General features: G+C 61.0%; 12 protein-coding genes. 4 read left to right on the forward strand and 8 right to left on the reverse strand.

Annotated elements, in window-relative coordinates; all coding sequences use genetic code 11:
* The gene (gene hxlB / locus NKH73_RS19605) at positions 1-567 is read right to left on the reverse strand and encodes a 6-phospho-3-hexuloisomerase (protein ID WP_352934989.1); all 567 of its coding nucleotides are present in this window, start codon (positions 565-567) and stop codon (positions 1-3) included.
* Between the two features lie 185 nt (positions 568-752).
* On the opposite strand from hxlB, the gene NKH73_RS19610 reads away from it, so the two are divergent.
* Entirely contained in the window at positions 753-1,775 is a 1,023-nt protein-coding gene (locus NKH73_RS19610; protein ID WP_352934992.1) for an aldo/keto reductase, read from the forward strand.
* Positions 1,776-1,884: 109 nt separating this feature from the next.
* On the opposite strand, the gene NKH73_RS19615 is transcribed toward NKH73_RS19610, so the two are convergent.
* From NKH73_RS19615 to clpP, 4 genes are all read right to left on the reverse strand, one after another.
* Complete coding sequence (locus NKH73_RS19615) at positions 1,885-2,157, reverse strand: HU family DNA-binding protein (protein WP_006201846.1); 273 nt, start codon at positions 2,155-2,157, stop codon at positions 1,885-1,887.
* Positions 2,158-2,354: 197 nt separating this feature from the next.
* On the reverse strand, positions 2,355-4,766 hold the full coding sequence (lon, locus tag NKH73_RS19620; RefSeq protein WP_352934995.1) for an endopeptidase La: 2,412 nt from the start codon (positions 4,764-4,766) through the stop codon (positions 2,355-2,357).
* A 303-nt stretch (positions 4,767-5,069) separates the two neighbouring features.
* On the reverse strand, positions 5,070-6,344 hold the full coding sequence (gene clpX / locus NKH73_RS19625) for an ATP-dependent Clp protease ATP-binding subunit ClpX (RefSeq protein ID WP_029353486.1): 1,275 nt from the start codon (positions 6,342-6,344) through the stop codon (positions 5,070-5,072).
* Between the two features lie 293 nt (positions 6,345-6,637).
* A complete protein-coding gene (gene clpP, locus NKH73_RS19630) occupies positions 6,638-7,267 on the reverse strand; it encodes an ATP-dependent Clp endopeptidase proteolytic subunit ClpP (protein ID WP_337125698.1) in 630 nt (209 codons plus the stop codon).
* A 332-nt stretch (positions 7,268-7,599) separates the two neighbouring features.
* Between clpP and NKH73_RS19635 the strand changes: the two genes are divergently transcribed.
* Positions 7,600-8,190 carry a hypothetical protein gene (locus NKH73_RS19635; protein WP_352934999.1) on the forward strand — a complete coding sequence of 197 codons (591 nt, stop codon included), beginning with the start codon at positions 7,600-7,602 and terminating at the stop codon, positions 8,188-8,190.
* Position 8,191: 1 nt separating this feature from the next.
* Here the strand turns inward: NKH73_RS19635 and NKH73_RS19640 are convergent, their stop codons facing one another.
* On the reverse strand, positions 8,192-9,295 hold the full coding sequence (locus NKH73_RS19640) for an NAD(P)/FAD-dependent oxidoreductase (protein ID WP_352935131.1): 1,104 nt from the start codon (positions 9,293-9,295) through the stop codon (positions 8,192-8,194).
* A 104-nt stretch (positions 9,296-9,399) separates the two neighbouring features.
* Between NKH73_RS19640 and NKH73_RS19645 the strand changes: the two genes are divergently transcribed.
* The gene (locus NKH73_RS19645) at positions 9,400-10,647 is read left to right on the forward strand and encodes a cytochrome P450 (protein ID WP_352935002.1); all 1,248 of its coding nucleotides are present in this window, start codon (positions 9,400-9,402) and stop codon (positions 10,645-10,647) included.
* 219 nt (positions 10,648-10,866) lie between these two features.
* Positions 10,867-11,394: a transporter substrate-binding domain-containing protein gene (locus tag NKH73_RS19650; protein WP_352935005.1), complete on the forward strand. Its 528-nt coding sequence runs from the start codon at positions 10,867-10,869 to the stop codon at positions 11,392-11,394.
* A 16-nt stretch (positions 11,395-11,410) separates the two neighbouring features.
* On the opposite strand, the gene NKH73_RS19655 is transcribed toward NKH73_RS19650, so the two are convergent.
* Together NKH73_RS19655 and NKH73_RS19660 are read right to left on the reverse strand one after the other, a co-directional pair.
* The gene (locus NKH73_RS19655; protein WP_502893995.1) at positions 11,411-11,761 is read right to left on the reverse strand and encodes a cupin domain-containing protein; all 351 of its coding nucleotides are present in this window, start codon (positions 11,759-11,761) and stop codon (positions 11,411-11,413) included.
* Between the two features lie 6 nt (positions 11,762-11,767).
* Positions 11,768-13,048, reverse strand: coding sequence for an O-acetylhomoserine aminocarboxypropyltransferase (locus NKH73_RS19660; RefSeq protein ID WP_352935011.1), 1,281 nt, complete (start codon positions 13,046-13,048; stop codon positions 11,768-11,770).
* Between the last annotated feature and the right edge of the window lie 119 nt (positions 13,049-13,167).

Below are 13,167 nucleotides of genomic sequence, written 5' to 3' on the forward strand. Positions count from 1 at the left end.
CTATTCCATATTGGTGTGACGGGCGCGCATCGCTTCGGGTGATATGCCGGTGATTGTCCTGAGCTTCAGCACCATCACCTCGAACAGAACGAACAGCACGCCTTCGAACAACGAACCCATCGGCAGGATGGATGTCTTTTCCGGTCTCTGGTCGTCGGCCATGGTTTGAGCAGGGATGAGCAAGGCGAAGTCGGCAAGTCTCGCGGCGCTGCTCTCGCCTTGCGCGGTCAGCAGCAGGACGGTCGCACCGGCTTTGCGGGCGACCTGCATTAAGGTCAGAACGGTCGAGGTCTCGCCCGGGCCGGAGCTGACGAGAAAGACGTCACCCGCGCCGAGCGGCGGCGTCGTCATGTCGCCGACCACCGACACAGGCAGGCCGAGATGGTAGAGGCGCATGGCAAAGCCCTGGACCTGCAGCGCCTCGCGGCCGCAGCCATAAACGACGACTTTGTTCGCGCCGGCCAGCATGGCGCAAGCAGCGTCGACGCGGCTCTCGTCGACCCGTGCCAGCACGCTGCCAAGCTCGTCCAGCGCAATCCCGAACAGATTTGTGCCGGCATTCGTCATGGCAGACCCACCAGCTGGCCGGCATCAAAAACCTGTCTGAACGTTGTGGCCACGTTTCCCCCGAACAGCTTGTTTTTGCTCATGCTATCACCGTGAAAATCCGTGTCCAACGGCTCGAAGTACTTTTGAAGTGCCGCAGGCGTGATAGTGTCGTGGCAATTGCGTAGGTGAGGAAATAACGGGACATGAAGACACGGCATTTCGACCGCATCGGCAATGGCGGCATGGCATTCACGGAACTCGGCTTCGGCACGGCGCCGCTGGGAAATCTCTATCGCGCCGTCTCCGACGAGGATGCCAACGCCACGCTGGAGGCCGCCTGGCAGGTCGGCTGCCGCTACTACGACACCGCGCCGCTCTACGGGCTCGGCCTGTCGGAAACGCGGCTCAATCCGTTCCTGCGCTCGAAGAAGCGCGACGACTATGTGCTGTCGAGCAAGGTCGGCCGCATCATGCGCGCCTGCCCGCCGGACCAACGCACCGGCATCGGCAAATTCTTCGACACACCGTCGCGCCAGGAGGTCTACGATTACAGCTATGATGGCGTCATGCGCTCCTTCGAAGCCTCGCTGGAGCGACTCGGCGTCGACCGCATCGACATCCTTTTCGTGCATGACGTCGACATCTTCACCCATGGCAGCAAGCAAGCCTCGGACCAACGCATCGAGGAGTTCATGCGCTCGGGCTATTACGGGCTGCTGGCCCTGCGCGACCAGGGCATCATCAAGGCGTTCGGCGGCGGCATCAACGAATGGCCGGTCGCCCAGACACTTGCCGAGCGTGGCGACTTCGACCTTTTCCTGCTTGCCGGGCGCTATACGCTGCTGGAGCAGGAGGCGCTGCAATCCTTCCTGCCGCTATGCCAGAAGCGCGGCATCGGCATCGTTCTCGGCGGACCGTATAATTCCGGCATCCTGGCAACCGGGCCGAAGCCCGGCGCCTACTACAACTATTCCGAGGCGCCGCAGGATATTATCGACCGCGTCACGCGCATCGAGGCCATCTGCAAGCGCCACGGCGTGCGCCTGATCGAGGCGGCACTGCAATTTCCGCTGCTGCATCCTTCCGTCGTTTCAGTGATCCCCGGCGGCCAGCGGCCGAGCGAGGTCGAAAGCAACCGGGCGCTGCTCGACGCAAAGCTGCCATCGGCACTCTGGGCCGATCTCAAGAAGGAAGGGCTGATGCGCGCGGATGCGCCGACCACATAGACCTGGTCCGCCGTCATCTCGCGACAGGGACAAGCCACCGAAGTGCACGTAAAAGAAAAGCCGGGCATGCCCGGCTTTTCTGATTTCTGAAAATGATAAAAGGGCGCCTCTAGTTTACTGCGTCCTTGAGGCCCTTGCCGGCCGAAAACTTCGGCACGGTGCGCGCCGGAATCTTCACTTCCGCACCGGTCTGCGGGTTGCGGCCGGTCGAAGCGGCGCGTTTTGACACGGTGAAATTTCCGAAGCCGACAAGCCGGACATCGCCGCCCTTCTTCAGCTCGCCGGTGATCACGGAAAACACCGCATCCACCGCCGACTGCGCGTCACCCTTCGAAATACTCGCGGCATCGGCGACAGCGGACACCAGTTCGTTCTTGTTCATAAAAATTCCCTTCCATGAGAAAACCGGAAACGTACGACTCATCCGGCAGGAAACGGACTTTAGAAAGAAGCGTCCCTGCAACCAAGTCGAAAAGCGTGAAAAAAATCGAAAAAAGCCCGGAATTCCGGGGTTTTTCACATGAAAAAGCCGGGCTCAAGGCCCGGCTCTCCGTTTGTGCATTGCAACTTTAGTAAGTGCTAATGGGCCAGCGACTTGCTGGCGTCGTCTCCGGCATCCACCGCAGCCGGCGCATTGACCGGCTCGACCCACTCGATCGGCTCCGGCATACGCACCAGCGCATGGCGCAAGACTTCGCCGACCCGTGAGACCGGAACGATCTCCATATTGTTCTTCACGTTGTCCGGAATCTCCGCCAGATCCTTGGCGTTGTCTTCCGGGATCAGCACCTTCTTGATGCCGCCGCGAAGTGCTGCAAGCAGCTTTTCCTTGAGCCCACCGATCGGCAGCACCCTGCCGCGCAGCGTGATCTCGCCGGTCATCGCCACATCGGCCCTGACCGGGATGCCGGTCAGCACCGAGACGATCGCCGTCGCCATCGCCACACCCGCCGATGGTCCGTCCTTGGGCGTTGCGCCCTCGGGCACGTGGACGTGGATGTCGCGCTTGTCAAACAGCGGCGGCTCGACGCCGAAATCGATGGCCCGCGAGCGGACATAGGAGGCCGCCGCCGAGATCGATTCCTTCATCACGTCGCGCAGATTGCCGGTCACCGTCATGCGGCCCTTGCCGGGCATCATGACGCCTTCGATCGTCAGCAGCTCGCCGCCGACTTCCGTCCAGGCGAGGCCGGTGACGACACCGACCTGATCGTCGGCCTCGACCTGACCGAAGCGGAAGCGCGGAACACCAAGATAATCGGCGAGATTGTCCGCCGTGATGGTGATCGTCTTCTTCTTCGTCTTCAAGATCTCGGTCACTGCCTTGCGGCCGAGCTTCATCAGCTCGCGCTCCAGGCTCCGGACGCCAGCTTCGCGAGTGTAGGTCTGGATGATGCCGCGGATCGCGTCCTCGCCGACGGAGAACTCCTTCGGCTGCAGCGCATGATCGCGGATCACCTTGGGCATCAGGTGGCGCTTGGCGATCTCGATCTTCTCGTCCTCGGTGTAGCCGGCGATACGGATGATCTCCATGCGGTCCATCAACGGCGCAGGGATGTTCAACGTGTTCGCCGTCGTCACGAACATCACGCTCGACAGGTCGTATTCAACCTCGAGATAATGGTCCATGAACGTCGAGTTCTGCTCGGGATCGAGCACCTCGAGCAAAGCCGACGACGGATCGCCGCGGAAATCCTGGCCCATCTTGTCGATCTCGTCGAGCAGGAAGAGCGGGTTGGACTTCTTCGCCTTCTTCATCGACTGGATAACCTTGCCGGGCATCGAGCCGATATAGGTGCGCCGGTGACCGCGGATTTCGGCCTCGTCGCGCACGCCGCCCAGCGCCATGCGGATGAACTCGCGGCCGGTCGCCTTGGCGATCGACTTGCCGAGCGAGGTCTTGCCGACGCCGGGAGGTCCGACGAGGCACAAGATCGGCCCCTTCAGCTTCTTCTGGCGGCTCTGTACGGCGAGATACTCGACGATGCGGTCCTTGACCTTGTCGAGGCCGAAATGATCGGTATCGAGCACGTTCTGCGCGAAGGCCAGATCATGCTTGACCTTGGAGTTCTTGCCCCACGGTATCGACAGGATCCAGTCAAGATAGTTGCGCACGACGGTCGATTCAGCCGACATCGGCGACATCGTCCGCAGCTTCTTCAGTTCGGCTTCCGCCTTTTCGCGGGCCTCCTTGGAGAGCTTAGTCTTCTTGATGCGCGCCTCGATCTCGGCGGCCTCGTCGCGGCCATCCTCGCCCTCGCCGAGCTCCTTCTGGATCGCCTTCATCTGCTCGTTGAGGTAGTATTCGCGCTGGGTCTTCTCCATCTGGCGCTTGACGCGCGAACGGATGCGCTTCTCGACCTGCAGGACGGAGATTTCGGCTTCCATGAAGCCCATCGCCTTTTCCAGCCGCTCCTTGACCGAAAGCGTGGCCAGCATCTCCTGCTTCTCGGGGATTTTGATGGCAAGGTGCGAGGCAACCGTATCGGCGAGCTTGGAATAGTCGTCGATCTGGCTGGCGGCACCCACCACTTCGGGCGAGATCTTCTTGTTCAGCTTGACGTAGTTCTCGAAGTCGGTGACGACCGAACGGGCCAGCGCCTCGACCTCGACCTCTTCCTCCTCCGGTTCGACCAGCGCTGCGGCACGGGCCTCGTGGAAGTCGGGACGGTCGGTGAAGGAGACGATTTTCGCGCGCGAGGCGCCTTCGACCAGCACCTTGACGGTGCCGTCCGGCAGCTTCAGCAACTGCAGCACATTGGCGAGCGTGCCGATGTCGAAGATGGCATCGGACTCGGGATCGTCGTCGGCGGCATTCATCTGGGTCGCAAGCAGGATCTGCTTTTCCTGACCCATCACCTCTTCCAGCGCCTTGATCGACTTTTCACGCCCGACAAAGAGCGGAACGATCATGTGCGGGAACACCACGATGTCGCGCAGTGGGAGGACTGCGAAGACGCCGTCGCTGGGAGCCTTGGATATTTTGGCCATTGTCCAACCTTTCATGTCGCGACCGCCAATCGGCCAACCGCGAATCTCATATTAACGACCGAGGATCGTTCCGCCTACCACCGTTTGTGACGGGAGTTTTACAGCACAGAATTCGGCACCCCGGCCTTCCTCAGTTAGTTGGAGGCCCGGGGGGCAAAGATCAAGGGCCAAACCGCTCATCCGGTCTGTCACAATCCATTCATCCAATCTGTCACAATCCGTTCATCACAAGTTGGCACATCCGCAACGGCAAAACGGCGCCTCGCGGCGCCGTTTCAAAATAAAGTCCATTGCCGGCTCACGTCAGGCGCTGACGTTGCCCTTCTTTTCCTTCTGCTCGGAATAGATGTAGAGCGGTCTGGCGTTGCCGGACACCACCTCTTCCGAAATAACCACTTCGCGCACGCCTTCCAGCGCCGGCAGCTCGAACATCGTGTCGAGCAGGATCGCTTCCATGATCGAGCGCAGGCCGCGCGCGCCGGTCTTGCGCTCTATGGCGCGCTTGGCGATCGCCGACAGCGCATTCTCATGGAAGGTCAGGTCGACATTCTCCATCTCGAACAGCCGCTGATACTGCTTGACCAGCGCGTTCTTCGGCTCGGTCAGAATCTGGATCAGCGCCGGCTCGTCGAGGTCCTCCAGCGTCGCCAGGACAGGCAGGCGGCCGACGAATTCGGGAATGAGGCCAAACTTCAACAGATCCTCAGGCTCGACTAGGCGGAAAACGTCGCCGGTGCGGCGATCCTCGGGCGAAGCGACGGTGGCGCCGAAGCCGATCGAGGTCTTGCGGCCGCGATCCGAGATGATCTTGTCCAGGCCGGCGAAGGCGCCGCCGCAGATGAACAGGATGTTGGCGGTGTCGACCTGCAAGAACTCCTGCTGCGGATGCTTCCTGCCGCCCTGCGGCGGCACGGAGGCGACCGTGCCTTCCATGATCTTCAACAGCGCCTGCTGAACGCCCTCGCCCGACACGTCGCGGGTGATCGAAGGATTGTCCGACTTGCGCGAGATCTTGTCGATCTCGTCGATGTAGACGATGCCGCGCTGGGCGCGCTCGACATTGTAGTCGGCCGACTGCAACAGCTTCAGGATGATGTTCTCGACATCCTCGCCGACATAGCCGGCCTCGGTCAGCGTCGTCGCATCGGCCATGGTGAAGGGCACGTCGATGATGCGGGCCAGCGTCTGCGCAAGCAGCGTCTTGCCGCAACCGGTCGGGCCGATCAGCAAGATGTTGGACTTCGCCAGTTCGACGTCGTTGTTCTTGCCGGCATGCGCAAGGCGCTTGTAATGGTTGTGGACGGCCACCGACAGCACGCGCTTGGCGTAGGGTTGGCCGATGACGTAATCGTCGAGAACCTTGAGGATCTCCTGCGGGGTCGGCACGCCCTCGCGCGACTTCACCATCGAGGTCTTGTTCTCCTCGCGGATGATGTCCATGCAGAGCTCGACGCATTCGTCGCAGATGAACACCGTCGGGCCGGCGATCAGCTTGCGCACCTCGTGCTGGCTTTTGCCGCAAAACGAGCAATAGAGCGTGTTCTTGGAATCACCGCCGTTGTTGCCGACCTTGCTCATTTTCATGTCCTTTCATAGCCGCCCGCCGATGGTCTGGTTGAAAGGGCGCATATTCAATCTATCGCGGGAATTCGCCGCCGCCAGTGTTCCGGCTCCCGCAACGCATTCCATACGAAACACATATCAGAAAACGTCGCAATGATTCGCACCAATCCCGCACAAAGCTAAGCCGTCGAAAATCAACATAGGCTTAACGTAGGCAATTGCTCCCGTCGAGGGAACAGCCAATTGTGGCCGAAATGCCGCAAGCGGCATCAAAACTGTGTTTTCCCGCCATCCAACTGCCACCCGGCTTATGTGGCAACACCTTCGACCGGCTCGCGCGACGAAATGACCTTGTCGATGAGGCCGAAATCCTTCGCCTCGTCGGCGGTCATGAAGTGGTCACGGTCGAGCGTCTTTTCAATCTCGTCATAGCTCTTGCCGGTGTGCTTGACATAGACCTCGTTGAGACGACGCTTCAGCTTGATGATGTCCTGGGCGTGGCGCTCGATGTCGGAAGCCTGGCCCTGGAAGCCACCGGAAGGCTGGTGGACCATGATGCGGGCGTTCGGCGTGGCGAAGCGCATGCCCTTCTCGCCTGCGGTGAGAAGCAGCGAGCCCATCGAGGCCGCCTGGCCGATGCACAGCGTCGCCACCGCCGGCTTGATGAACTGCATGGTGTCGTAGATCGCCATACCCGAGGTGACGACGCCACCGGGGGAATTGATGTAGAGGTTGATTTCCTTCTTCGGATTCTCCGCCTCGAGGAACAGGAGCTGCGCGCAGACCAGCGTCGCCATGCCGTCCTCGACCGGACCGGTGATGAAAATGATGCGCTCTTTCAGGAGCCGCGAGAAAATGTCGTAGGCCCGCTCGCCGCGATTGGTCTGTTCGACCACCATCGGAACGAGGTTCATGTAGGTTTCGACGGGGTTCTTCATGGACTATCCCTTATTGAGGATGGGATTCCGGCGCCGGGGGATTAGAAAGTCGGGCAGAATCGGTTCTGGATCGTTGTCCTGTAAATAGGATGTCGGCTCACCCTAGCGCAAGGCCGCCCCTCCTAGCCATCCGGTTAAGTCGAATCAAGCTTTCTGCACAGGATTCGCCCGCAGCTACGCCGGAAGCGTTCTGCTGCTCTTGAGGCGGCGCGGCCGCGTAGCAGTTTCTTAACCGCGTCGCTTAACGAAATATCTCGAAACTGCTTTCCCGCGATGCGGCTTCCCCTACAATTCAACGTTGAGCTTTACTGAAGGTTCAACAGGGGAGTGCCATGATCAGGAAAACTGCTTCCTTGGCCATCGCCAACCTTGCCGTTTTCGGTATGGTGTCCGAAACGGCTGCCGGTGGGCGCGCGGTCGAATGCTACGAGCAAGTCAACAGGCCGGCCGTCTACGATACCGTCTATGAAAACGTGCTGGTCAGCCCCGGCGGCCAGGTGGTCGACTACGACCCGCCGATTTATGGCACGGTTGAGCGCGTCGAGCAGATCGCACCGCCCCGCGTCACATACGAGGTCGTGCCAGCTATCACCCGTACCGTCTACCATAAGGTCAAGATGGATGATGGCGGCTATGCGTGGGAATGGCGCATCATCCACGGCCGTAAGGTGCTGTGCAAGGTCTGGCGCAAGGCCCGCTACGCGCGCGTCGCCGAAACAGTCGTCGTCGAACCCGAGCGCACCCGACGGGTTGTCCTCCCAGCCGAATATGAGAGCGTTGCCCGTGAAGTGCTGGTGCGACCGGAGCGGCGGCACATCACTGAGATCGCGCCATCATACCAGAGGGTGGCGCGCCGCGTGATGGTGCAGGAAGGCTCGACCAGTTGGCGGCGGGCGCATATCCCAAAGCATTGCAGGTATTAGCTCAGGCCACCTCTGCCCTTAGCCATGTCTTCAAGCCCGCGATATCACCGTCGCCGACGGCGGCCGCTATGCGCCTGCCGACCGCTGCGCCGAATTTGTAACCATGGCCGGAGCAGGCCGAGACAACAAGGCATTTGCCCTTTTCATGCGCCAGGAATTTCTTGTCGGCGGTGAAGGTGTAGGCGCAGGTCACCACCTCGGTCACCCCATACTCCTCGATGCGGGCGATCGGCGGCGAGAACAGATTGCGGATCGCTTCGCCCTCGCCCAGCACCGGCTCACGGTTCCAGTCGGCGTCGCTGGTCGGCACCTTGTGCAGGCCAGAACCGAACTTCATGCCGGCGCCGCCTGACGGTGGGATAACATAGCCGTCGACAGTACCGCCGACATCGAGGATGACCGGGGCAGCCTGCCACGCCGCTTTCAGATCGGCCGGCGGTTCGACATAGGCGAGCGCGTTGCGCCAGGTTTTCAGTTCGCCGTCCAGTTCCGGAAACAGTTTCAGCACCCAAGCGCCTGATGTGACGAGGATGCGGTCGGCCTGCATCGTCTCGCCGCTTTCAAACACGATGTGACCGGCCTCGGCGTCGATCTTCGTCACCTTGCTGTTTTCGTAGACATTGACGCCGTTGGCCCGCAACCATTTGGCGAGCCCCGCCGCGATCTTGCGGCAATGCAGTGCGCCGCCCTCCGGCGAGAAGAAAGCGTAGCGAAAACTTCCGCTCTCGAGGAACGGCCAGCGCGCAACGGCCTCGCCCGGCTCGATCATCTCGAAGGGAAAATCGCCGGCCGCCAGCCCGTCGCGCATCTGCTCGGCGTCGTCACCCTCGTCGCGCGAAATGCAGATGAAGCCGCGCGGATCGAGATGGTTTTCGCCGAGATCGGCCCACATCTCGTCCCAGGCCTCATAGGCTTCGGTGATAAGGCGGCCATAGCCCGCCGCTGCACCATAAGCGCGGCGGATGATGCGGTGATGGTCGCCCGAGGCGGCAAGCGGATTGGGAATAGGTCCCTGCTCGACGATCGAAACCCGGTGCCCGGCCTTGACCAGCGACCATGCCGTCGAAAGCCCCGCAATGCCTGCACCAACCACGATCACATTCATCAAGTCAGTCTTTCCGCAGCCGCACCGGCTGGCTCAACTCATTGGGCTGTCGCGCGCAACATACGGACTGGCACCAAGCTGGCAAGCCGCGTTAATTGTCTGCCATGACCAAATTGATGCCGGCGTATCTTGCCTTCGATCCCTCTACCCGCCAGTTGCGGCTCGATCCACATGAGCCGGCTTTTTTCCAAAACCCTTACGAGGCCTATGCCTTCATGCATCGCGAAACGAACGCCTTCTTCTGGGAAGAGTTCGGTTTTTGGTGCTTCGGCGGCTTTGACGACGTCAACCGGCTGCTGCGTGACCGCCGCTTCGGTCGTCAGAACCCGGCCGGCATCCCCGATAGAAGCAGGACCGACCAGGACCGCACGCATCTCAGCGCCTTCGACGGCATCGAGGCGAATTCGATGCTGGAGCTGGAACCGCCCGTGCACACCAGGCTTAGAACGTTGGTCAACCGCGCCTTCGTCTCGCGTCAGGTCGAGCGTCTCAGGCCGCGTGTCGAGGCGCTCGCCAACGAGTTGATCGACCGTTTCGAACCGGACCAGGTCGACTTGCTGCCGGCCTTTGCGTCGCCGTTGCCGATCACCATCATCGCCGAAATGCTCGGCGTGCCGGTTGAGATGGGGCCGCAACTGCTCGACTGGTCGCATCATATGGTCGCCATGTACATGCATGGCCGCACACGCGAAACGGAAGAGACGGCCAATCGCGCCGCGCGGGATTTTTCGGATTTTCTACGCGGCTATGTCGCCGAGCGCCGCAAAACTCCTGGCGACGATCTGTTGTCGCTGCTGATCTCGGCGCAGGACGATGGCCAAAAACTCTCCGAGGACGAGCTGGTATCCTCGGCTATCCTGCTGCTCAACGCCGGGCACGAGGCGACGGTTCACCAGACAGGCAACGCGGTGCGCTCGATCCTCGCGCGATGCGGTGACCCGCGCCGCTTCTTCACTTCGCCGGAAGCGACCGCAGCCACGGTCGAGGAATGCCTGCGCTTCGACGCGCCGCTGCACATGTTCACCCGCTACGCCTATCAGGAGATCGAGGTCGCTCCAGATATCCTCGTGCGACCGGGCGAGACGATCGGCCTGTTGCTCGGCATGGCCAATCACGATCCGCTGGCTTTTGCCGAGCCCCCCGCCTTCAAATCCGGACGCACGGATCAAAAGAACGTCTCGTTCGGCGCCGGCCTCCATTTCTGCATCGGCGCGCCGCTCGCCCGGCTCGAATTGCAGGTGTCGCTGAAAACCCTGTTCGACCGCCTACCGCGGCTGCATCTTGTCGAACAGCCGCGCTTCCGCGACAGCTATCATTTCCACGGGCTGGAAAAGCTCGTCGTGCACTTTTGAAAACAGCAGGCCCGAGGCTGGATCGCATGCCCGAAAAGATGAAATTCGCTTTTTTGCAGGAACCTCCTTTCTGCTTCACCGACGCTTCCGGAGATGTCTTCGGCTGCGACGTCAGGCTCGCGCAGAAGGTCTGCGAAGCGTTGGGGCTAGAGGTCTTTTCGCCCATCGAGACCGAATTCGCCAAACTGCTTTCCCGGACTGGCCAAAGGCGAGTGGGACATGACCACCGGTCTGTTCATTTCGGACGAACGCAAAAAATCCGTCGACTTCACGCGACCGATCTGGGTGTTGCAGGACGGGTTGCTGGTCCCGAAGGGCAATCCGCGTGGATTCAAAGGCTATCGATCCATCGCCGGAGATGAGACAGCGCTGATCGCCGTCATATCGGGCCAGATCCAACATCAAACAGCCTTGCAAAACGGCGTTCCGCCGGAGCGGATAAGGATATTCGCCACGCAAGCAGGCGCGGCAGACGCGGTCGCGTCCGGTGCAGTTCATGCCTATGCGAGTGTCGCCATGGCGCACCGAGGCTATCTGGCTCAGCGTCCCGACGCGCCTCTTGCGGTCATCGACGTTCCGGCAGCCGAAAAACAGCCAGCCGCCGGCGCTTTCGCTCTCGCCAAAGACAATGCGATCCTGCGCCAGCGCATCGATTCATGCCTGGGCGATTTGCTGGGAACTCCCTGGCACCGGGACATGATGGCCGAATACGGATTTTCCGACAGTGATGTCGATCGGCTTTTGTGAAGCGCCATGCAAGTGATCAAAGCTTGATTACATACTCCTTGCGAGTCGTTTCAAGCACTTCCCAACTTCCCCTGAAGCCCGGCCTGAGCACGAAACTGTCGCCGGCTTTGACGGTGCGCGCCTCGCCGCCTTCTTCTGATATCACCGAGACGCCGGACAGGATGTGACAGAACTCCCACTCGTCGTATTCAATGCGCCACCTGCCCGGTGTCGCCTCCCAAATGCCGGCATAGAGCCCGCCGTCGCGTTCCTCGACGTTCCAGGTGCGGAACTTCGGATCGCCCGAGATCAGACGATCCGGCGCCGGCGCGCCAAGTTCCGGTTCGACACTTTCGACATCGACGGAGAGAAATTTCGGCGCAGTCATGGCCATTCAGACCTTGGCCAGGGCTTGTTCCAGATCGGCGATGATGTCTTCGACATCCTCGATGCCGACCGAGAGTCTGACCGTGTCCGGTCCCGCCCCGGCCACGACCTTCTGCTCGTCGGACAACTGGCGGTGCGTGGTCGATGCCGGGTGGATGACCAGCGACTTGGTGTCGCCGACATTGGCGAGGTGCGAGAACAGTTCGAGCGCTTCAACGAATTTGATGCCCGCGGCATAGCCGCCCTTCAGGCCGAAGGTGAACACGGCACCGGCGCCAAGCGGCGAGTATTTCTTCTGCAGGGCATTGTTCTTGTCGCTCGGTAGGCCAGGATAATTCACCCAGGCAACCTTGGGGTGATCGGACAGCCAGCCGGCGACCTTCACTGCATTGTCACAGTGACGCTGCATGCGAAGCGGCAGGGTTTCCAGCCCGGTCAGGATCAGGAACGCATTGAAGGGCGAGATCGCCGGGCCGATATCGCGCAGGCCAAGCACGCGCGCGGCAATGGCGAAAGCGAAATTGCCGAAGGTCTCATGCAGGACGAGGCCGCCATATTCGGGGCGCGGCTCCGACAGCATCGGATATTTGCCTGATTTCGACCAGTCGAAAGTGCCGCCATCGATAATAGCGCCACCGATCGAATTGCCGTGGCCGCCGATGAACTTGGTCAGCGAATGCACGACAATATCGGCGCCATGCTCGATCGGCCGTACCAGATAGGGCGAGGCCAGCGTGTTGTCGACGATCAGCGGCAGGCCGTGCTTGCGGGCGATGTCGCCGATCTTCTCGATGTCGACGAAGACGCCGCCCGGATTGGCCAGGCTCTCGATGAAGATCGCCTTGGTCTTGTCGTCGATCTGGCTTTCGAAAGTCGAGATGTCGTTGGTGTCGGCCCAGCGCACCTGCCAGTTGAAATTCTTGAAGGCGTGGCCGAACTGGTTGATCGAGCCGCCATAAAGCCTTGTCGCGGCGATGAAATTGTCGCCGGGCTGCATCAGATTGTGGAACACCAGCACCTGCGCGGCATGGCCAGACGCGACGGCCAGCGCTGCCGTCCCGCCTTCGAGTGCCGCGATGCGCTCTTCCAACACCGCCTGGGTAGGGTTCATGATCCGGGTATAGATGTTGCCGAAGGCTTTTAGCCCGAACAGCGAGGCGGCATGATCGGCATCGTCGAAGACATAGGAGGTGGTCTGGTAGATTGGCGTCGCCCGCGCCCCCGTCGCCGGATCGGGCTTGGCGCCGGCATGGACAGCGAGCGTATTGAAACCGGGCGTACGGGTCATCGAAAACCTCCCTTTTTAAACTTTCAGAAATCGCCGGGCATTCTTGGCGAAGCCCAGCCGTGAATGCAAAGAAGAAAATACCCTTCGGCTCGCGATCTATGACCCAGGCGCGAGAAAAT

The organism is Mesorhizobium sp. M0938, from assembly GCF_040319125.1.
Lineage (GTDB): Bacteria > Pseudomonadota > Alphaproteobacteria > Rhizobiales > Rhizobiaceae > Mesorhizobium > Mesorhizobium robiniae.

Excerpts from the sequence above, each read along its gene's own strand:
- hxlB (WP_352934989.1), bottom strand. The coding sequence starts at position 567 with ATGACGAATGCCGGCACAAATCTGTTCGGGATTGCGCTGGACGAGCTT.
- NKH73_RS19610 (WP_352934992.1), top strand. The coding sequence starts at position 753 with ATGAAGACACGGCATTTCGACCGCATCGGCAATGGCGGCATGGCATTC.
- NKH73_RS19615 (WP_006201846.1), bottom strand. The coding sequence starts at position 2,157 with ATGAACAAGAACGAACTGGTGTCCGCTGTCGCCGATGCCGCGAGTATT.
- lon (WP_352934995.1), bottom strand. The coding sequence starts at position 4,766 with ATGGCCAAAATATCCAAGGCTCCCAGCGACGGCGTCTTCGCAGTCCTC.
- clpX (WP_029353486.1), bottom strand. The coding sequence starts at position 6,344 with ATGAGCAAGGTCGGCAACAACGGCGGTGATTCCAAGAACACGCTCTAT.
- clpP (WP_337125698.1), bottom strand. The coding sequence starts at position 7,267 with ATGAAGAACCCCGTCGAAACCTACATGAACCTCGTTCCGATGGTGGTC.
- NKH73_RS19635 (WP_352934999.1), top strand. The coding sequence starts at position 7,600 with ATGATCAGGAAAACTGCTTCCTTGGCCATCGCCAACCTTGCCGTTTTC.
- NKH73_RS19640 (WP_352935131.1), bottom strand. The coding sequence starts at position 9,295 with ATGAATGTGATCGTGGTTGGTGCAGGCATTGCGGGGCTTTCGACGGCA.
- NKH73_RS19645 (WP_352935002.1), top strand. The coding sequence starts at position 9,400 with ATGACCAAATTGATGCCGGCGTATCTTGCCTTCGATCCCTCTACCCGC.
- NKH73_RS19650 (WP_352935005.1), top strand. The coding sequence starts at position 10,867 with ATGACCACCGGTCTGTTCATTTCGGACGAACGCAAAAAATCCGTCGAC.
- NKH73_RS19655 (WP_502893995.1), bottom strand. The coding sequence starts at position 11,761 with ATGACTGCGCCGAAATTTCTCTCCGTCGATGTCGAAAGTGTCGAACCG.
- NKH73_RS19660 (WP_352935011.1), bottom strand. The coding sequence starts at position 13,048 with ATGACCCGTACGCCCGGTTTCAATACGCTCGCTGTCCATGCCGGCGCC.